This window comes from Mesorhizobium sp. P2_C4 (genome assembly GCF_056404575.1).
In genome coordinates, this window is sequence record NZ_JBFUDT010000001.1 from 838,376 (window position 1) to 856,615 (window position 18,240).

At 63.4% G+C, this 18,240-nt stretch carries 19 protein-coding genes; 7 read left to right on the plus strand and 12 right to left on the minus strand.

Annotated elements, in window-relative coordinates; all coding sequences use genetic code 11:
- Positions 1–93: 93 nt before the first annotated feature.
- Positions 94–1,086 carry an adenosine kinase gene (locus AC1DX6_RS04045; RefSeq protein WP_477311432.1) on the minus strand — a complete coding sequence of 331 codons (993 nt, stop codon included), beginning with the start codon at positions 1,084–1,086 and terminating at the stop codon, positions 94–96.
- A 203-nt stretch (positions 1,087–1,289) separates the two neighbouring features.
- On the opposite strand from AC1DX6_RS04045, the gene AC1DX6_RS04050 reads away from it, so the two are divergent.
- Together AC1DX6_RS04050 and AC1DX6_RS04055 are read left to right on the plus strand one after the other, a co-directional pair.
- A complete protein-coding gene (locus AC1DX6_RS04050; RefSeq protein WP_477311434.1) occupies positions 1,290–2,192 on the plus strand; it encodes a DMT family transporter in 903 nt (300 codons plus the stop codon).
- Positions 2,193–2,263: 71 nt separating this feature from the next.
- Positions 2,264–2,974 (plus strand): sulfate transporter family protein, encoded by a 711-nt coding sequence (locus AC1DX6_RS04055; protein WP_477311435.1) that lies wholly within the window; start codon positions 2,264–2,266, stop codon positions 2,972–2,974.
- Positions 2,975–3,096: 122 nt separating this feature from the next.
- Here AC1DX6_RS04055 and AC1DX6_RS04060 read toward each other — a convergent pair whose 3' ends face one another.
- The 5 genes from AC1DX6_RS04060 to AC1DX6_RS04080 form a co-directional block, all read right to left on the minus strand.
- Entirely contained in the window at positions 3,097–3,900 is an 804-nt protein-coding gene (locus tag AC1DX6_RS04060) for an isocitrate lyase/PEP mutase family protein (RefSeq protein ID WP_477311437.1), read from the minus strand.
- A 79-nt stretch (positions 3,901–3,979) separates the two neighbouring features.
- Positions 3,980–4,834, minus strand: coding sequence for a hypothetical protein (locus tag AC1DX6_RS04065; RefSeq protein WP_477311439.1), 855 nt, complete (start codon positions 4,832–4,834; stop codon positions 3,980–3,982).
- 73 nt (positions 4,835–4,907) lie between these two features.
- Positions 4,908–5,564, minus strand: a complete 657-nt coding sequence (locus AC1DX6_RS04070; RefSeq protein WP_477311441.1) for an HAD family hydrolase — start codon at positions 5,562–5,564, stop codon at positions 4,908–4,910.
- Positions 5,564–6,049, minus strand: coding sequence for a dUTP diphosphatase (gene dut, locus AC1DX6_RS04075; RefSeq protein WP_477311443.1), 486 nt, complete (start codon positions 6,047–6,049; stop codon positions 5,564–5,566). The genes AC1DX6_RS04070 and dut overlap by 1 nt, the downstream gene beginning before the upstream one ends.
- Positions 6,050–6,132: 83 nt before the next feature.
- On the minus strand, positions 6,133–6,603 hold the full coding sequence (locus tag AC1DX6_RS04080) for an Lrp/AsnC family transcriptional regulator (RefSeq protein WP_477311444.1): 471 nt from the start codon (positions 6,601–6,603) through the stop codon (positions 6,133–6,135).
- 115 nt (positions 6,604–6,718) lie between these two features.
- Between AC1DX6_RS04080 and AC1DX6_RS04085 the strand changes: the two genes are divergently transcribed.
- The 3 genes from AC1DX6_RS04085 (at position 6,719) to AC1DX6_RS04095 (ending at position 9,333) form a co-directional block, all read left to right on the plus strand.
- Positions 6,719–6,970, plus strand: coding sequence for a DUF6356 family protein (locus tag AC1DX6_RS04085; RefSeq protein WP_477311445.1), 252 nt, complete (start codon positions 6,719–6,721; stop codon positions 6,968–6,970).
- Between the two features lie 14 nt (positions 6,971–6,984).
- Entirely contained in the window at positions 6,985–7,785 is an 801-nt protein-coding gene (locus tag AC1DX6_RS04090; protein WP_477311446.1) for a class II glutamine amidotransferase, read from the plus strand.
- Positions 7,786–7,959: 174 nt separating this feature from the next.
- Complete coding sequence (locus tag AC1DX6_RS04095) at positions 7,960–9,333, plus strand: amidase (RefSeq protein WP_477311447.1); 1,374 nt, start codon at positions 7,960–7,962, stop codon at positions 9,331–9,333.
- Here the strand turns inward: AC1DX6_RS04095 and AC1DX6_RS04100 are convergent.
- Positions 9,327–10,400 carry an NAD(P)/FAD-dependent oxidoreductase gene (locus AC1DX6_RS04100; protein WP_477311448.1) on the minus strand — a complete coding sequence of 358 codons (1,074 nt, stop codon included), beginning with the start codon at positions 10,398–10,400 and terminating at the stop codon, positions 9,327–9,329. The two genes, AC1DX6_RS04095 and AC1DX6_RS04100, sit on opposite strands and share 7 nt — an antisense overlap.
- Positions 10,401–10,539: 139 nt before the next feature.
- On the opposite strand from AC1DX6_RS04100, the gene AC1DX6_RS04105 reads away from it, so the two are divergent.
- On the plus strand, positions 10,540–12,132 hold the full coding sequence (locus AC1DX6_RS04105; protein ID WP_477311449.1) for a peptide chain release factor 3: 1,593 nt from the start codon (positions 10,540–10,542) through the stop codon (positions 12,130–12,132).
- Positions 12,133–12,375: 243 nt separating this feature from the next.
- Here the strand turns inward: AC1DX6_RS04105 and AC1DX6_RS04110 are convergent, their stop codons facing one another.
- The 3 genes from AC1DX6_RS04110 to AC1DX6_RS04120 form a co-directional block, all read right to left on the minus strand.
- A complete protein-coding gene (locus AC1DX6_RS04110; protein ID WP_477311450.1) occupies positions 12,376–12,843 on the minus strand; it encodes a VOC family protein in 468 nt (155 codons plus the stop codon).
- 50 nt (positions 12,844–12,893) lie between these two features.
- Complete coding sequence (locus AC1DX6_RS04115; RefSeq protein ID WP_477311451.1) at positions 12,894–13,421, minus strand: SRPBCC family protein; 528 nt, start codon at positions 13,419–13,421, stop codon at positions 12,894–12,896.
- Between the two features lie 81 nt (positions 13,422–13,502).
- Positions 13,503–13,847: an ArsR/SmtB family transcription factor gene (locus AC1DX6_RS04120; RefSeq protein ID WP_477311452.1), complete on the minus strand. Its 345-nt coding sequence runs from the start codon at positions 13,845–13,847 to the stop codon at positions 13,503–13,505.
- Between the two features lie 197 nt (positions 13,848–14,044).
- Between AC1DX6_RS04120 and ilvD the strand changes: the two genes are divergently transcribed.
- Positions 14,045–15,889: a dihydroxy-acid dehydratase gene (ilvD, locus tag AC1DX6_RS04125; RefSeq protein WP_477311453.1), complete on the plus strand. Its 1,845-nt coding sequence runs from the start codon at positions 14,045–14,047 to the stop codon at positions 15,887–15,889.
- Positions 15,890–15,900: 11 nt separating this feature from the next.
- Here the strand turns inward: ilvD and AC1DX6_RS04130 are convergent, their stop codons facing one another.
- Positions 15,901–16,371, minus strand: a complete 471-nt coding sequence (locus tag AC1DX6_RS04130; RefSeq protein WP_477311454.1) for a hypothetical protein — start codon at positions 16,369–16,371, stop codon at positions 15,901–15,903.
- A 54-nt stretch (positions 16,372–16,425) separates the two neighbouring features.
- Entirely contained in the window at positions 16,426–18,180 is a 1,755-nt protein-coding gene (locus AC1DX6_RS04135) for an ABC transporter ATP-binding protein (protein WP_477311898.1), read from the minus strand.
- Positions 18,181–18,240: the final 60 nt, after the last annotated feature.

Here is an 18,240-nt window from a genome sequence, read left to right on the forward strand (position 1 = left end):
GAAATTCATCGTGCCAGTGGCACGATGAAAGCACGCGAACGCTTGCCGGAGGCAACGGGCCCCGGCAAGGCAGGGCCGGAAGCGTCCCGCTGCCTACAGCAGCCCCGCCAGTTGGGCCGCGCTGCGCAGATTCTGCCGCGGTCGCGGCCCGAGCTGCTGGATCACCAGCCCGGCAGCCAGCGAACCGAGATCGCCGCAATCCTTCAGGCTGCGCCCGGCCGTATAGCCATAGAGGAAGCCGGCGGCATAGAGGTCGCCGGCGCCAGTGGTGTCGACCAGTTCGCGGATCGTCGTCGCCTGGATGGTGACGGTCTCGTCGCCGCGGACGATCACCGAACCTTTTTCGGACCGGGTCACGGCGGCAATCCTGCAGTCCTTGCGGATCTGGGCCAGCGCCTCGTCGAAGGACTTGGTCTGGTAGAGCGACTTGATCTCGTGGCTGTTGGCAAAGACGATGTCGACGGTGCCGGAGCGCATCAGCTGGAGGAACTCGTCCCGGTAGCGGTCGACGCAGAACGAATCCGACAGCGTCATGGACACTTCACGTCCGGCGGCATGCGCCAGCTTTGCCGTCTGCCGGATCGCTTCCTTGGCGCGCGGCGGATCCCACAGGTAACCCTCGAAATAGGTGACTTTGGCGCTAGATGCCTTGTCGGCCTCGACGTCTTCGGGGCCGAGTTCGACGCAGGCGCCAAGATAGGTGTTCATCGAACGCTCGCCGTCGGGGGTGACGAAGATCATCGAACGTGCCGTCGGCGGCTGGCCCTGGAGCGGCTTGGTGTCGAAGGCAACGCCCTGCGCATGGATGTCGTGGGCATAGATCTCGCCGAGCGGGTCGTTCGACACCTTGCCGAAGAAGGCGGCGCGCCCGCCAAAGCTGGCGACGCCGGCCGCCGTGTTGCCGGCGCTGCCGCCGGAGGCTTCGATCGCCGGGCCCATGCGGCTGTAGAGCAATTCGGCGCGCCTGGTGTCGATCAGGTTCATCGCGCCCTTGATGATGCCGTTCGTCTCGAGAAACGCCTCGTCGCACTGGGCGATGATGTCGACAATGGCATTGCCGATGCAAAGCACGTCATAATCCGGCATCAATGTCTCCGCCAATAACCCTGCCGGCTTTCTGCCACGCCGACCCGGCGCGGGTCTAGCGATTTGGCGCGGCTTTGCCTAGCCGACAAATACAGGGATCGGCCACGCTTCGAGGCGCAGCGACAATTCGACCGTGGCAGAAGCATTTCACCCCGGCGTTGCCTAAAAGCATGGTCGATCACTTCCGAAGGCGCGAACCAGCCATGTCCGCAAAAACCGATATGAAGACAGAGCTGACGCTGCTCCTCGTGCTGGCGGTGCTGTGGGGCGCGTCCTACAGCTTCATCAAGATCGGTGTCGAGACGATCCCGCCGGTAACGCTGATCGCAGCCAGGACGCTGATCGCGGGTGGCATTCTTCTCGCCATCATCCGCTGGCGCGGCCTGGCCCTGCCGGGCGATGCGGCCAGCTGGCGCCGCTTTGCGTTCCAGGCTTGCCTCAACAGCGTCGTGCCGTTCACGCTGATCGCCGCGGCCGAGCGCTCGGTGGACGCCAGTCTGGCGACGATCCTGAATGCCACTTCGCCGATCTTCACCTTTCTGCTGACCGCCCTCATCACCCGCCACGAGCCGGTGACCATGCGCAAGCTGTTCGGCGTTGGCGCCGGCATAGCCGGCATATGCCTGATCATCGGCGCTCAGGCGCTTGGCGGCCTTGGCCATCAATTGTGGGCGCAGCTTGCCATCGTCGCGGCGACCATCTGCTATGCCGGTGCTGCCATTTTCGGCCGCAGCTTCAAAGGGCTCGACCCGATGCTGCCGGCCGCCGGCTCCATGCTTTGCGGCGCTGTCATGCTCGTCCCCTTGAGCCTCGTCTTCGACCGGCCATGGACGCTGGCGCCGTCGACGGCTTCTATACTCGCCTTGCTAGGCCTCTCGGTCTTTTCGACCGCACTGGCCTTCTGCATCTATTTCCGCCTCATCCACACACTGGGTTCCGTCGGCACGACGTCGCAGGCCTATCTCAGGGTGCCGATCGGCGTCGGCATCGGCGCTCTTTTCCTCGGCGAAAGCCTTGGCCCGACGGCATGGTGGGGAATGGCCTTCGTTGTCGCCGGTGTGGCAGCAATGACCATTCCCGCCAGCAAGCCGGTGCTGGCGCGGTAGGTCGCGCTTGTGACTTGTCGTGTCTCTGCCTATCTCGGAGACATTGCGTTCGACAAGGGGTTGGAAACGCCGTGATTTTCGATGCCGCCCGCGCCGCCGCCAGCCGGCTGTTCTCGCCTGAACTGCGCTCGGTGTTCCTGAAGACGCTGGGGCTGACCCTGCTGGCGCTGGCAGCACTCTGGTTCAGCCTGACCAGCCTCGTGGAATGGCTGGCCTTGCCATGGCTCGAGACGCTGATACCCGGCCTGCCGACCTGGGCCGGATGGCTGGGCGGTATCATTGCAGCCATCGCTCTTGCCTTCGGGATGGCGCTGCTGATCGCGCCGGTGACGGCGATCGTCGCCGGCCTGTTCCTTGACGATGTCGCCGAAGTGGTCGAGCGCACCGACTATCCCAGCGATCCGCCCGGCCGCGCCATGCCGGCGCTGCGCTCGCTGGTGCTGTCGATACGGTTCTTCGGCGTCGTTATAGCAGGCAACATCGTTGCTTTGCTGCTTCTGCTGGTGCCGGGCATCAACATCGCCGCCTTCTTCATCGTCAACGGCTATCTGCTCGGGCGCGAGTTCTTCGAATTCGCCGCCATGCGCTTTCGTTCGGAGGTCGACGCTCGCGCCTTGCGCAAGAAATACGCCGGCACGGTGTTCCTCGCCGGTCTGGTCATCGCTGCCTTCCTCGCCATGCCGCTGCTCAACCTTTTGACGCCATTGTTTGCCGCCGCCATGATGGTGCATCTGCACAAGGCCGTCTCGGCGCGGGAAATAGCCCACTCGTCGCGGCGCTAAACGTTTCTTCAACGCAACAGCAAGTCGCGCCCTACTTCATCGACGGGCTCGACGATGAATTCCGTCCGTCCGCAATAATAGGCACGGTCGCCGATGCGGGCCGTCATGCGTTGGAGCCTGCTTTAACCCGAGGATTTCGAAAACAGCGCCTGCAATTTGCCGAACGGCATAGCGGCGCGGGTGAAGCCGAAAGTGCCGTCCTGCTGGATTTCGCGCGCCGCCGTCTCCAGCATGCCGAAAGCGAAATTGGCAAGCCATGGCCCGAGCGAGATGCGCTTGACACCTGCCATGGCAAGATCGGCAGTGGTGAAGCCGGGCTTTGCCATGACATTGACCGGCTTGCTCACCGCCGAACAGATGGTCCGCACCGTCTCGACGTCGCCGAGCCCCGGTGCATAAAGCACGTCGGCGCCGGCCTTCTCAAAAGCCTGCAGCCGCTTGATCGTGTCGTCGATGTCGGGCTTGCCCCACAGGAAATTCTCGGCCCGCGCGGTGAAGACGAAATCGCGCTTCAAGGCCCGCGCCGCCTCGACCGCCGCGGCGACACGCTCGACCGCGTGGGAGAAATCATAGATTGGCTTGTCGGGATCGCCGGTGTGGTCCTCGATCGAGCAGCCGGCAAGGCCTGCCGCTTCAGCGGCGAAAATGGTCTCGGCGGCACTGGTCGGGCTGTCGCCCTTGCCTTTCTCGAGGTCGGCCGAAACCGGCAGGCTGGTCGCCGCCGTCACGTCCCGGCAATGGTGGATCATCTGGTCGAATGTCACCGCGCCGTCGGGCAGACCGCGCGAAAAGGCAAAGCCGGCGCTGGTCGTCGCCAGCGCCTGGAAGCCGAACGAGGCCAACAGCTTGGTCGTGCCGACATCCCACGGATTGGGCATCACGAAGGTCGAGGCGTGCAGGTCGCGAAAGATCTTGCCCTTGTCCATGAACGCTTCCCTTCATCTTTGGAATTGTGAAGCCGATTCTAGCGTGCCGAATTGCCCCGAGCAAACGAATGCGGTTGGCTCAGAAGCGTTTGGCGTTCTCTCCTGCCAATTTGTCTAGCGCGTCGGAATCCTTGACGTAGCGCGATGCCGCCTTGTCCCAGTGATAGGTGACGGAAATGGCGGTCGAGACGGCTGCGGGCGGCGCCTCGTCACAGCTTTCTTCGCTCGGCAAAGTGGCGTCGGTCACCGTTACCTGGATGGCATTGCGGGGCTGGCCATCGGCGATCGTCTGGAAAGTCGGTTCCTGCTGGCGGCGGTAGGCGCACAGGTTCTCATCGAACGTATAGATCATGTCGATCAGTTCGAACTTGTCGTTGCGGATCATGATCAGCGGGGTGATGACGTAGCCCTGGCTCGAATTGAAATGCGTGCTGGTGGTGATGAGCACGTCATCGCCGGCGTCGACGGACAGCTTGCCAGGTTCGCGAAAGGACGTGCTGCGGTCGACGGCGACATTGACGGCGTCGAGCAGGATGGGCTTGCCGGTGATGTCGTACAGCGCCAGCACCGCATAGCCTTCGGCGCTGTCGGAAGAGTCGCCGAGGTCGAACAGCATGGCCAGCCGGTCCTTGCCGCCGGCCTTGATGGCGAGCGCGCCGGCACCGGAAAAACCCGCCGTCTCGGGCGGCGAGCCGCCGGAATCCGGGCCCTCGATATGGCGCATCTCGATCGGCAATCCACCTCGGTAGAAGCCGTTGCTGTCCACGGTCAGGTCTGGAATGATCATCCGGGCGAGGTCGAGATAGGTGGTTTTGCCGTGACCGGGGATGGCGCTGCCGAGCTCCGGATAGTCATCGGCTTGCGCGCCGGCGGCGTTCCACAGGCACGGCAGCAGCACAAGGGCGAGGAGGAAGCGAAGCAGGGCGGGTTTCATGCGTGGCCTCAGGTTGGCGGGCGGCACGCTAGCACGGACAATCGAGGCGTACAGCCGGGGGCTGACGATCAGATCAGTGGATCGGCACCAGTCCGGCCAGTTCGCGCATGTCGTCGAACAGGATGCCGCCGGCCTCAGCCAGCCCGTCGCGGTCGGAGAGCGGATCGCCATGATAGGAAAACACCCGCATGCCGGCGGCGATGCCGGCTTGCGTGCCGGCGACGCTGTCTTCGATGACGATGCAATCGGCGGGCGCAAAACCCATCGTTTTCGCAGCATGCAGGAACAGGTCGGGGAACGGCTTGCCGCGGCCGACCATGGTCGAGCTGAACAGCGCATGTTCGAACAGCGGCAGCAGCCCGGTCTGGCCAAGCGTGATGTGCATCTTCGACACCCGCGCCGACGTGGCGACGCAATAGGCGATGCCGGCAGCCCGCACGGCTTCGACAAACTCCCTGACATAGGGGACAGCTTCCACGCCATGCGCGAACAGATCCGGCAGGCCTGCATTCCAGCGGTCGACGAAATCGGCGCCGAGGCTAACGCCGGTCGCCTCGACCACTTTCTGCACCGACACCATGCTGTGGCCGGAAAAATTCTTGCGGCAATATTCGAAGCTTGTGGGATAGCCGGCGGCGGTCAGCCATTCGGCGAGGCATCGATTGGCGAGATTCTCGGTATCGACCAGGATCCCGTCGCAATCGAAGATAACCAGTTTGGGTAGGGACATCAGGCCGTGCCGGTCGATCCGAAGCCGCCGGAGCCGCGCGCCGTGCCGCCGGCCAACGTGCGCTCCTCGACAGCCGCTTGCACCACCGACGCAAAGACGATCTGGGCAATCCGCATGCCGCGCGTCACCGCAAAATCCTCGTCGCCGAGATTGATCAGCAGCACCTTCACCTCACCGCGATAGTCGCTGTCGATGGTGCCGGGCGTGTTGAGAACAGTCAGCCCGTGCTTGAAGGCGAGGCCCGAACGCGGCCGCACCTGGCCTTCCATGCCTTCGGGGATTTCCAGGATCAGCCCGGTCGGCACCAACGCGCGTTTTCCCGGCAGGATCAGCAGCGGCCGGTCGTCCGGCACGGCGGCCCGCAGATCCATGCCGGCGGCGCCGGTGCTCTCATAGGCTGGAAGCGGTAAACCCTCTCCATGCGGCAACCTGACGAAGCCGACGGCGGGACCGATGACGGAGGAGTTTTGGAGGGCTGCGCGCATAAAATCGATCCTATCGGCGCGAACGGCGATTCGGTCAACTCGGCTACAATGCTATCAACGGCTTTCTTTTAGCGCAGTTCCCCTTAGCGCAGTTCGACGGGAACAACCGTCGTCTCCTTGATCTCTTCCATGACGAAGGACGCCGAGACGTCCGACAATGCCACCCTGGCGATCAGCCGCTGGTAGAGCCGGTCATAGGCCTTCACGTCGGCGACGCGAGCCCGCAGCACATAGTCGAGATCGCCGGACATGCGGTAGACGCCGGTGATCTCGGGAAAGCCGGTCACCGCAGCCCGGAACTTTTGCAGCCAGTCCGGGTCATGGCTGGAGGTGCGGATCAGGATGAACACCGAGAGACCGAGCCCGAGCTTGTCGGCATCAACCAGCGCCACCCGGCCGGTGATGACGCCGTCTTCCTCCAGCCGCTTCACCCGCCGCCAGCAGGCATTGCGTGACAGCGCCACCTTTTCCGACAGCTGGTCGACCGACAGCGTGCCGTCGCGTTGCAGCTCGGCCAGCAATCTCCGGTCTATTTCATCGATTTCTGGCGTCATCTTGGGATGAATGTCCCAAGTTGCTGCCTATGGCAAGGACGAATTGAGACAAATGAACCTTTGCCCCGTGGCAGGATACCCAGCATCGGGGCTTATCCCGGCAGGAGGGATCACCATGACGCAGCTTTCGAAGCTCTTCACCTCGCACCCGGCCAAGGTGGGCGAAACCTATTTCGGCCATATGGCTTTTGCCGCGTGGTTCTCGTCGCGACTGTTCCTGGCGGCTGGTGCCGCGCTCATTCACGCTTTCTTGCCGTTTTTGTTCGATTCTACGGCAAGCCGAATCGTTCGCGAACTCTACGAGCGGACGCACAACAGAGGCACACGCGCGATCGAGGAGCCGACAGCTCTTCCGGATCGTGCCTAGAGGACGATAAAGCGATGTGCCGGTGGGCGGCCTATCTTGGTGAAGATGTCTTCCTTGAAGACATTGTCACCGCGCCCTGCCATTCGCTGATCGCCCAGAGCCACTGCGCCCAGGAAGCGAAGTCGCCGACCAATGGCGACGGCTTCGGTCTTGCCTGGTATGGTGACCGACCGGAGCCGGGCCTGTACAGGGACATCCTGCCGGCCTGGTCGGACCCTAATCTGAAGAGCCTGTGCCGGCAGATCAAATCAGGCCTGTTTCTCGCCCATGTCCGCGCCTCGACGGGCGGCGCCACCAGCCGTATGAACTGCCACCCTTTCATCTCCGGCCGCTGGTCGTTCATGCACAACGGCCAGATCGGCGGCTTCGAAAAAATCCGCCGCACGCTGGAAAATTCGCTCTCCGACGCCGTCTTCGACCAGCGCGAGGGCACCACCGATTCCGAGCTGTTTTTTCTCCTGATGATCGACGAGGGCCTGTCGGACGATCCGCAGGGCGCGGTGTCGCGCGCCACCAGCCGCGTCGTCGACGCCTCGCGCCGCGCCGGAATTGAGCCGGCTTTGAAACTCACCGCCGCCTTCTCGGATGGCATGTCGCTCTATGCCGTCCGCTATGCCAGCGATAACCACGCACCGACGCTCTACACCTCCACCTTCGGCAAAGGCACCGGTCGCTGCATCGTCTCGGAACCCTTCGACCGCGACGGCGGCGACTGGCAGGCAATCCCGCCATCGAGCTTCGTCACCATGACGATATCAGGGATGACCATCCGCCCCTTTGTGCCCGCCGCAGCCAAGCTGGCGTTGGTCGGGTAATCCTGCGCCGGATCGCAAATCACTGCAATGTCGCGGGACAGCGCCGACCTTAACGACCTCCGCAACGCAATTCCGATCAAGCGCTGCTTATCCTCGAATGCTGAACTTGGCTTGAAGCCGCGCCGCTGTCCGCCATCTCAGTGACAGGCGCCGATGCAAGCCGGAGCAGTCATCATGGACATCGCCTTTTCCTCGACCATTGAATTGGCTGCCGCGATCGCCAAGCGAAAAATCTCCGCCCTCGAAGCGCTCGATGCTCACCTGGCCCAGATCGACAGGCACAACGAAGCGGTCGATGCCGTCATCATGCTCGACCGGGAAGGTGCCTACGAGCGCGCGAAAAAAGCCGACGCGGCCATGGCGCGTGGCGACGTTCTCGGTCCATTGCACGGCGTACCGTTCACGCTGAAGGACTCACACGAGACCGCGGGCATGAAGACCACAGTCGGTTTTCCACCCTTTGCAGGCTATGCCGCCAGGCAGGACAGTCCGGTGGTTGCCAGGTTGAAGGCGGCCGGCGGGGTGCTGATGGCCAAGACCAATGTGCCGACGATGCTCTCCGACTGGCAGTCGAACAATCCGCTGTTCGGCCGCACCAACAACCCGTGGAATCTCACGCGCACGGCCGGCGGCTCCAGCGGCGGCGCGGCGGCAGCACTTTCCTCGGGCATGACGCCGTTCGAGATCGGAACCGACATGCAGGCTTCGATCCGCTTGCCGACTGCCTTCTGCGGTGTCTACGGCCTCAAGCCCACCGAGCACCGTATCTCGCTGGCCGGCGCCTTTCCCGATCCGGGAGGTGCTGCGCGCAGCGTGCGGCTGATGTCCTGCTTGGGTCCGCTGGCGCGCACCATCGACGATCTGGCGTTGATCTATAAAATCATCGCCGGGCCGGATGGAAGCGACACCGATCTCGCGGCTGTGCCGGTCGAGGACATCCCAGCGGTCGACCTCAACAAGCTACGCATCGCCTTCGCGCCGTCCTTTCCCGGCTTTCCGGTGGCCGGCGAGATCAGTGCCGCTGTAAAAAAAGTGGCCAAGCAACTTGTGTCGGCAGGCGCGACCGTCGAGGAAGCAGAACTCCCAAAACTCGACCTGCAAGACGATCTGGCCGAGGGCGGCGCGCTGATCGGCATGATGCTGGAGGCAGCACAGCCGCAGTCGCCCGAGCAGCCGACGCCGATCTCGCGATGGTTCGAAGCGCTCGCCAGACGCGACCGCTCGATCCTTGCCTGGGATCGGTTTTTCGACGGTTGCGACGCCTTGCTGTGCCCGGTCGCCATGACCACGGCCTTTGCGCATTGCGAACCGGGGACGCCGATCGCGGTCGATGGCCAGGAGCAGAGCTACTGGATGCTGTCGGCCTATGGCGCGGTGTTCAACTACAGCGGCCATCCGGCGCTGACCCTGCCCTGCGGGCAGGATCGCGACGGCCTGCCGATCGGCCTGCAACTGGTCGGCAAGCGCTGGTCGGAATCGCGGTTGCTTGGCATTGCCCGGGCAATCGAGCCGCTGACCGGCGGCTTTCGCCGTCCGCCCGGCTATTGAGCGAAACGCGAAAGGCCGTAAGGCTCAAGCAGCGAGTCGCGCTCACCCTCGAGGATTTCGCGGGTGGCGAACAGGCCGACGGCAGGCGCCAGTGTGATGCCCGAATGCATGACCGTGACATAGACGCCGGCGACACTTTCGGCGCGGCCGATGATCGGAAAACCGTCGACCGGATTGGGGCGATAGCCGATCGTATGGAAATCCAGTTCCAGTCCGTCGGCGCCGCGCAAGGCTGCCTTCGTTGCCGCAAACAAGTCGCGCGCCGTGGCGTCAGGGTTTTCGCCTGGATCGCCGCCGGCGAAATCCGAGCCGGCGATGATGCGGCCTTCATCTGTCTGGCGCATATGCAGCTTCTCGGCGTGCACCAGGCCGTTGAGCAGCTTTTTGCAAGGCCGCGAGTGGACAATCAGGCCAGCCGGCGTCTCGACCGGCAGCGTAATGCCGATGGTCGCCGCGATGGCCGGTGCGCCAGCGCCGGCTGCGATCACCACCTCGTCGGCGGCCATCGTCTCGCCCGAAATGACCACGCCTGTAACTTTGCCGTTGGAGAGAGCAAGCCTGTCGATGGTTCCGCTGACCACCCGTGCGCCGCGCCGTTCCGCGTCAGCCAGCAGCGCCTTGGCCGTCGCAACCGGCTCGGCCACACCTTCCTCAGCGACATAAACAGCGAATTCTGGAGGCTCGACCAGGTTGGGCTCGATCTGCGCCGCCCGGTCGCGGCCAACGCGTTCGATGCCGTAGCCCCATGCAGAGTGTTCCGCCGCATAGGCTTCGAGCCTGTCGGCCGGCAGATCAAAGCATAGCCCGCCGCACCAGGCGAGCGGCAGTCCAGGCAGCTCGTTTGCCAGCCGTTTCCACTCGGCCATGGCACGGATGCGCAGCCGGAAATAGGTTTCCGGGTTGCCCCAGCTGGCGTTGATCCAGGCAAAGGAGTTTGGCGTCGCGACTCCGCCGGCGCCGCTGTCCGAAACCACCGTCACTCGCGCTCCGGCCTTGCTAAGATGCCAGGCGATGGACGCGCCGATGATGCCCGCGCCGATGACGATGACTTGTTTCGTGCTGCTCATGCCGACCTCTCAGAATGGGCTTCCCTGATGCCACCGCAGCGGGTCAAGCTCAAGTGCGGTCGGGCTCCGCCCACCCGAAACTGTCGACAGGCCGGGAAAGCGCTGCTAGAAGCCCGCGCCACAGACAGGATTCCAGAAATTGGCAGAAGACATCGAACAGGCGGTATCACGCCGCCGTACCTTCGCGATCATCGCGCATCCCGACGCCGGCAAGACGACGCTCACCGAAAAGCTGCTGCTGTTCGGCGGCGCCATCCAGCTTGCCGGTGAGGTCAAGGCCAAGAAGGATCGCATCCAGACCCGGTCCGACTGGATGAAGATCGAGCGCGAGCGCGGCATTTCGGTCGTCACCTCGGTGATGACGTTCGAGTATGAGGACAATGTCTTCAACCTGCTCGACACGCCCGGCCATGAGGATTTCGCCGACGACACCTACCGCACCCTGTCGGCGGTGGACTCTGCCGTCATGGTCATCGATGCCGCCAAGGGCATCGAGCCGCGCACGCTGAAGCTGTTCGAGGTCTGCCGCCTGCGCGACATCCCGATCATTACCTTCATCAACAAGATGGACCGCGAAAGCCGCGACCCGTTCGAAATCCTCGACGAGATCGAGCAGAAGCTGGCGCTGGACACCGCCCCCATCACCTGGCCGATCGGCCGCGGCAAAACCTTTTCCGGCACCTATCATCTGGCGCAGAACGCCGTGCGCCGCGGCGACGCGGAGAAGGAACGCACGCCGGTCAACGGCCCGGACTCCAACCGCGTTGCCGGTCTGCTGCCGGAAAACGAGCGCGAAGCCTTCATCGAGGAGCTGGAGCTGGCGCGGGAGGCTTGCCGACCGCTTGACATCGAAGCCTTCCGCGAGGGCCATCTGACGCCGGTATATTTCGGCTCGGCGCTGCGCAATTTTGGCGTCCGCGACCTGATCGAGGCGCTCGGCAACTATGGGCCGCCGCCGCGCGCGCAGGAGGCCGACACCCGCAAGGTCGAGGCGACCGAGGACAAGATGACCTCGTTCGTTTTCAAGATCCAGGCCAACATGGATCCCAACCATCGCGACCGCATCGCTTTCGTCCGCGTCTGCTCCGGCAAGCTGGAGCGCGGCATGAAGGCCAAGCTGGTGCGCACTGGAAAGCCGATGAGCCTGTCGGCGCCGCAATTCTTCTTTGCCCGCACCCGCGTCACCGCCGACGAGGCCTTTGCCGGCGATGTCGTCGGCATCCCCAACCACGGCACGTTGCGCATCGGCGACACGCTGACCGAGGGCGAGGAAATCCTGTTCCGCGGCGTGCCGAACTTCGCCCCGGAAATCCTTCGCCGCGTTCGCCTTGGCGATGCGATGAAGGCCAAGAAGCTGAAGGAAGCGCTGCACCAGATGGCCGAGGAGGGCGTCGTGCAGCTGTTCTCGCCGGAGGACGGCTCGCCGGCCATCGTCGGTGTCGTTGGCGCGCTGCAGCTCGACGTGCTGAAGGAGCGGCTCAACTTCGAATATACGCTGCCGGTCGAGTTCGAGATGTCGCGCTTTTCCGTCTGCCGCTGGATTTCGGCCGACGACAAGGCCGAGGTCCACCGCTTCATCGAAGCGCATCGCGGCGACATTGCCCGCGACCTCGACAATGACCCGGTGTTTCTGGCCCAGCACGCCTTCTCGCTCAACTATGAAGCCGAGCGCTGGAAGGCGATCCGGTTTGCCGCGATCAAGGACTATCAGGTCCGCGATAAGGCGGCGTAAGGCAGGCTCTTCCCTTCTCCCCGCTCACGGCGGGGTCATCGCATATGGATTCTTGCGAAGAAGGACCCCCACCCTAACCCTCTCCACAAGGGGGAGGGAATGCTGCCGCGCGCCTTGCTCAGCGTCGAACTTCGGCCGTTTGCCGAGTTCAGCGTCTACGAGAGTCTCCCTCCCCCTTGTGGGGAGGGGTTAGGGGTGGGGTATTCGTAGGGCGAAAGCCTCGGCCGCTGCGCGGACCGCTTCTCACCCCTTCGCCGCCTCTTCGATCTTGGCGATGTCGATCTTGCCCATTTGCATCATCGCATTCATCGCCCGGCCGGCCTTGGCCTGGTCCGCATCCCCAAGCAGGCGCGGCAGCTGTTCCGGCACGACCTGCCAGGAAACGCCGAACTTGTCCTTCAGCCAGCTGCAACGCCCGGGTTCGCCGCCTTCGGTCAGCCTGTCCCAGAAATGGTCGACCTCTTCCTGGTTCTTGCAGTCGATCGACAGCGAGATCGCCTCGGTGAATTTGTATTGCGGTCCGCCGTTGAGCGCCAGGAACGGGACGCCGTCGAGCTCGAACGAGGCCACCAGCACCTTGCCTTCGAGAGCGTGGCCCTTGGGCCAGCGCGTCGTGCTCAGCACCTTCGAATTCTTGAAGATGGAGATGTAGTGGTTCATGGCCTCTTCGGCCTGGTCGTCAAACCACAGGAAGGTGGTGATCTTTTGCATCGTCGTTCTCCTCGGTGTTTTAGGGTTGCGGCGGTTTCTTGGGGGAAGGGTCAGGCGGCGCCCTTGGCGGCGTGCTGCAGGGAAGCAAGATAGGCATCGAGCTGGGCGTAGCTTTCGGCCATGCCTCTGGTCATGCCGGTGCCGAGCGCGCCGTCGCGCGCCGCCTGCGAGGCATAAAGCACCGTCTGCGTCAAAAGGGTCTTGCCGGTGTGATCGGTGAAGGTCACCGTTCCGACGGTCTCGCCACCGGTCCAGTCCTCGTCGAACAGCTCGGTGGCAACGATCCGGCTCGGGCGCACGATCTCGCGATAGGCACCGCTCATGCCCATGCTGCGACCGTCGCGGTGCTGCCAGACATAGCGCGTGGCGCCGCCCACTCTGAGGTCGATTTCGCATACTGCCAAACGCCAGCCGTCGGGGCCGTGCAGCCAGCCTTTCAGCAGCTCCGGTACGGTCCAGCAGTCGAAGACCATCGGCCGCGGCGCATCGAAGATGCGGGTGATCTGGACTTCACGGTCGCTCGGTGTGGTCACGGTCAATGTCGCTACGGTAGAGCCGGGCAAGGTGGTGGTGCTCACGATGGTCCTCCTGCGCTTGTCTGTTTGCCCAAGGACGTCCGGCCAACTGGCGATCCGACACGGCCTCTGATTTTCTTTCGGCTATTGGTCTGCCTCGCCGGGAGCCTTTTCGGCCTGCATGGCGCCCAGCAGCGCGTCGAGGCGCTGAAAATTGCCTTCCCAGATCTTTCGGTAGCGCTCCAGCCAGTCATTGGCTTCGGCCAGCGGCTTCGCCTCCAGCCGGCACGGCCGGCGCTGCGCGTCGCGGCCGCGTGAAATCAGCCCGGCGGCTTCCAGCACTTTCAGGTGCTTCGAGATCGACGGCTGGCTCATTGCGAACGGCTCGGCCAGCTCCATCACCGAGGCCTCCCCCTGGATGAGGCGGGCAAGGATGGCGCGCCGCGTCGGATCGGCAAGCGCGGCAAAGGTAGCGTCGAGCTGGTTCATTTTACGTCCATAGCCAATAAGGTATATACCCATTCGGCTATATACGGCTGAGCCACCCTCGTCAACCTGCTAGCGCCTGCGTTCTGGCGCATCGTAAAATTGTGGCCATACCAGATTGTGGCGTCTATAACGCCTGCGGTCCGAATTCAGCGCCGCCGCGCCGCCCATCGAGCGCAGCCAGCCACCAAGGAAAAAATATGCCTGCCTATCGTTCCCGCACCACCACCCATGGCCGCAACATGGCCGGCGCCCGCGGCCTCTGGCGCGCCACCGGCATGAAGGATTCGGATTTCGGCAAGCCGATCATTGCTGTCGTCAATTCCTTCACCCAGTTCGTGCCGGGTCACGTCCATCTCAAGGACCTTGGCCAGCTGGTTGCGCGCGAGATCGAAAAGGCCGGCGGCGTAGCCAAGGAATTCAACACCATCGCCGTCGATGACGGCATCGCCATGGGCCATGACGGCATGCTCTATTCGCTGCCGTCGCGCGAGCTGATCGCTGACTCGGTCGAGTACATGGTCAATGCGCACTGCGCCGACGCCATGGTCTGCATCTCCAATTGCGACAAGATCACGCCCGGCATGCTGATGGCCAGCTTGCGCCTCAACATCCCGACCGTCTTCGTCTCCGGCGGGCCCATGGAAGCCGGCAAGGTGGTGCTCGCCGGCAAGACGCAGGCGCTCGACCTGGTCGACGCCATGGTCGCTGCCGCCGACGACAAGATTTCGGACGAGGACGTCAAGGTCATCGAGCGCTCGGCCTGTCCGACCTGCGGCTCCTGCTCGGGCATGTTCACCGCCAATTCGATGAATTGCCTGACCGAGGCGCTGGGGCTTTCGCTGCCCGGCAACGGCTCGACGCTGGCGACGCATGCCGACCGCAAGCGGCTGTTCGTCGAGGCCGGCCATCTGATCGTCGATCTCGCCCAGCGCTACTACGAGCAGGACGACGAGACCGCGCTGCCGCGCAACATCGCCTCGAAGGGCGCTTTCGAGAACGCCATGACGCTCGACATCGCCATGGGCGGCTCGACCAACACCGTGCTGCACATCCTGGCTGCGGCGCATGAGGGCGAGATCGATTTCGACCAGGATGACATCGACGCGCTGTCGCGCAAGGTGCCGGTGCTGTGCAAGGTCGCCCCGGCCAAGTCCGACGTGCACATGGAGGACGTCCACCGCGCCGGCGGCATCATGGCCATTCTTGGCCAGCTCGACAATGCCGGCCTGATCAACCGCGATTTGCCGACGGTGCACACCTCAACGCTCGGCGAAGCACTCGACCATTGGGACATCTCCCGCACTTCGAGCCAGAGCGTCCGCGACTTCTTCCTGGCCGCACCGGGCGGCGTGCCGACGCAGGTCGCCTTCAGCCAGGACCGCCGCTGGGACGACCTCGATCTCGACCGCGAGAAGGGCGTTATACGGTCAGTCGAGCATCCCTTCTCCAAGGACGGCGGCCTAGCCGTGCTGAAGGGCAATCTGGCGCTCGACGGCTGTATCGTGAAGACCGCCGGCGTCGATGAATCGATCCTGAAATTCACCGGCCCGGCCCGCGTGTTCGAAAGCCAGGACGCCAGCGTCAAGGCGATCCTCTCCAACGAAATCAAGGCCGGCGATGTCGTCGTCATCCGCTACGAAGGACCGCGCGGCGGCCCCGGCATGCAGGAAATGCTCTACCCCACCAGCTATCTCAAGTCGAAAGGCCTCGGTAAAGCCTGTGCGCTGGTCACTGACGGCCGCTTCTCCGGCGGCACGTCGGGCCTGTCGATCGGCCATGCCTCGCCGGAAGCGGCGGAAGGCGGTCTGATCGGGCTGGTGCAGGAGGGCGACACGATCGAGATCGATATCCCCAACCGCAGCATCCGCCTTGCCGTCAGTGATGCCGAACTGGCTGCGCGCCGCGCGGCGATGGAGGCCAAGGGCACTGCTGCCTGGAAGCCCGAGGAAAAGCGCAAGCGCAAGGTGACGACCGCCTTGCGCGCCTACGCCGCGATGGCGACGAGCGCGGCAAAGGGCGCGGTCAGGTTCGTGCCGGACTGATTTGAAGCAAACTAGTGGTACTGGCCGTACGCAGGATATTGGAGCTGGGGCAGATAGGGCCAATCTGTTCGCTTTGGCAGTGAACGCTTTGCATCCTCAGCCTGCTGCGGCGTCAAAAAGATGCCGAAAAGGTCATTTCCACCGTTGAGCGCGTAGTATCGCACGCCCGAATGGGTGAGTTGGTCATTGATGATCTTGAAGAAGACATAAGTGGCCGTGCCCCAGCTTTTGTCTTCGCTGCCCACACTATCCGGGCTGTATATCACTAACTCTTGGCCAGCCGCGCGCACGGCGTATCGTGAAGCGTATGTGTCTACGCTCTCCTCGATTGCGATTGGGTTTTTCACATATTGCCGAAGCTCGGGCAAAACTTCTTGGTAGGTCTTTGCGATTCCTTGTTCGGCGAGGTTCTCCGCGTCGAGGTGATGCGCCTTGTCGTAGTCGAGGGCCATAGCAGGAGATTGCACGGCAAAGGTGCCCAACAAGACGGATCGTAGAAAGGACGTGAGCCGAGCAGCGCGCATCATCGTTCTCCGTTACGGCATCAACTGATACTCATAAAGCTTCTGATAAAGCCCGCCCTGCTTGAGCAGTGTCCGGTGCGGGCCGCTTTCAACCACTTTGCCGGCTTCCAGAACCACGATCGTGTCGGCCTGGTGCACGGTCGACAGCCGGTGGGCGATGACGATCGTCGTGCGTCCCACCGTCAGCTGCTGTAGCGCGTCGCGAAACAGCGCTTCGGATTCGGCGTCGAGCGCGCTGGTCGCCTCGTCCAGCAGCAGGATCTCCGCATTGCGCAGCATGGCGCGGGCGATCGAGATCCGTTGGCGCTGACCACCGGACAGCAGGCCGCCATTCTCGCCGACCTCGGTGTCGTAGCCATTCGCCATGGCGCTGATGAAGTCGTGCGCGTTGGCGGCCTTGGCGGCGGCGAAAACCTCGGCATCCGTCGCATCCTCCCGCCCAAGGCGGATGTTGTGCATGACCGTGCCGGCAAACAGGAACGTATCCTGGCTGACATAAGCAATCTTTGCCCGCAGCGAGGCCAGCGTCGCACGGGAGATGTCCTGGCCGTCCAGCAGCACCTTGCCGCTTTGCGGATCGTACATGCGCATGATCAGGTTGAGGATGGTCGACTTGCCACCGCCCGAGGGACCCACCAGCGCCGTCATCTTGCCGGGCGCGAGGGTCAATTCAAGTCGCTCGAAGACGGGTTGGTCCTCATTGTAGCCGAAACTCACCTCGTCGAACCGGATCTCGCCCGGCCCGGCATAGAGCGGTTTGGCGTCTGGGTATTCTGCAAGCGTCAACGGCCGGTCGGCCAACTGGAACATCATTCGAACACCGACGATGCCGGTCTCCAGAGAGATGCGCACGCGGGCAAGGCGTTTTGCCGGTTCATAGGCAAGCAACAGCGCGAAGATGAAGGCCGTTATTCCGCCCGGCGTCTGGCCGCCCTCCACGACAAGAAAGCCGCTGACCAGGATGACGCCGGCGATGGCAAAGCCGGCGAGCGTTTCCATGACGGGGCTGGTGGCGGCTTCCAGCGTGGCGATGTTGTTGGCGCGGCTCTCGACGTCGGACACCGCTTTGTACATGCGCCCGCGCATCGCCCCTTCGAGATTGAAGGATTTGACGACCCGCACGCCGATCGCGGTCTCTTGCATGATCTGCACGATCTGGCCGATCGAGCGGAACTCCAATTCGGAAACCTTGCGGACTCGCTTGAGAATCCGGTTGACGCTGTAGATGGCGATCGGCCCGACAATCAACGACACCAGCGACAGCACCGGCTGCCCGACGAACATGACCAGCAACAGGATCACCAGCGTGGCCAGGTCCCTGACATAGGATGTGACGACCAGATCGAGGACATTGCGCGCGGCCTGCGCGTTGTTGGTCATGCGGTTGATCAGGTCCGACGACGACGTCGAGTGGTAGAATTCGATGCCTTGCGCCAGGATGCGATCATAAATCTTGCGCTGCCGCTCGGCGATGATGGCGTTGCCGACCCGGCTCATGAAATAAGTTTGCAGGAAGGTAGCCACGCCCTTGATGGTGAAGATGGCGGCGACGGCGGCGGCGATCAGATAGATATGCGACATCCGTTTCGAGACCATGAACTCATTGGTCATGTCGCGCATCATCCAGGCGCTTGCCCCGGTCATGCCGGCTACCACCAGCATCGAAGCGATGGCGGCGGCGTAACCAAACCTGTGTTGGCGAAACGATTCCTGCAGCAGCCTGACGATAAGGCGCTGGTTCTCCATCGAGCGCTCGTCGCGTTTCAGGAATTTCAAATCCAGAGCCACACGGGATTCCATGGTTTGCTGCGCATGATCCCGAAATTC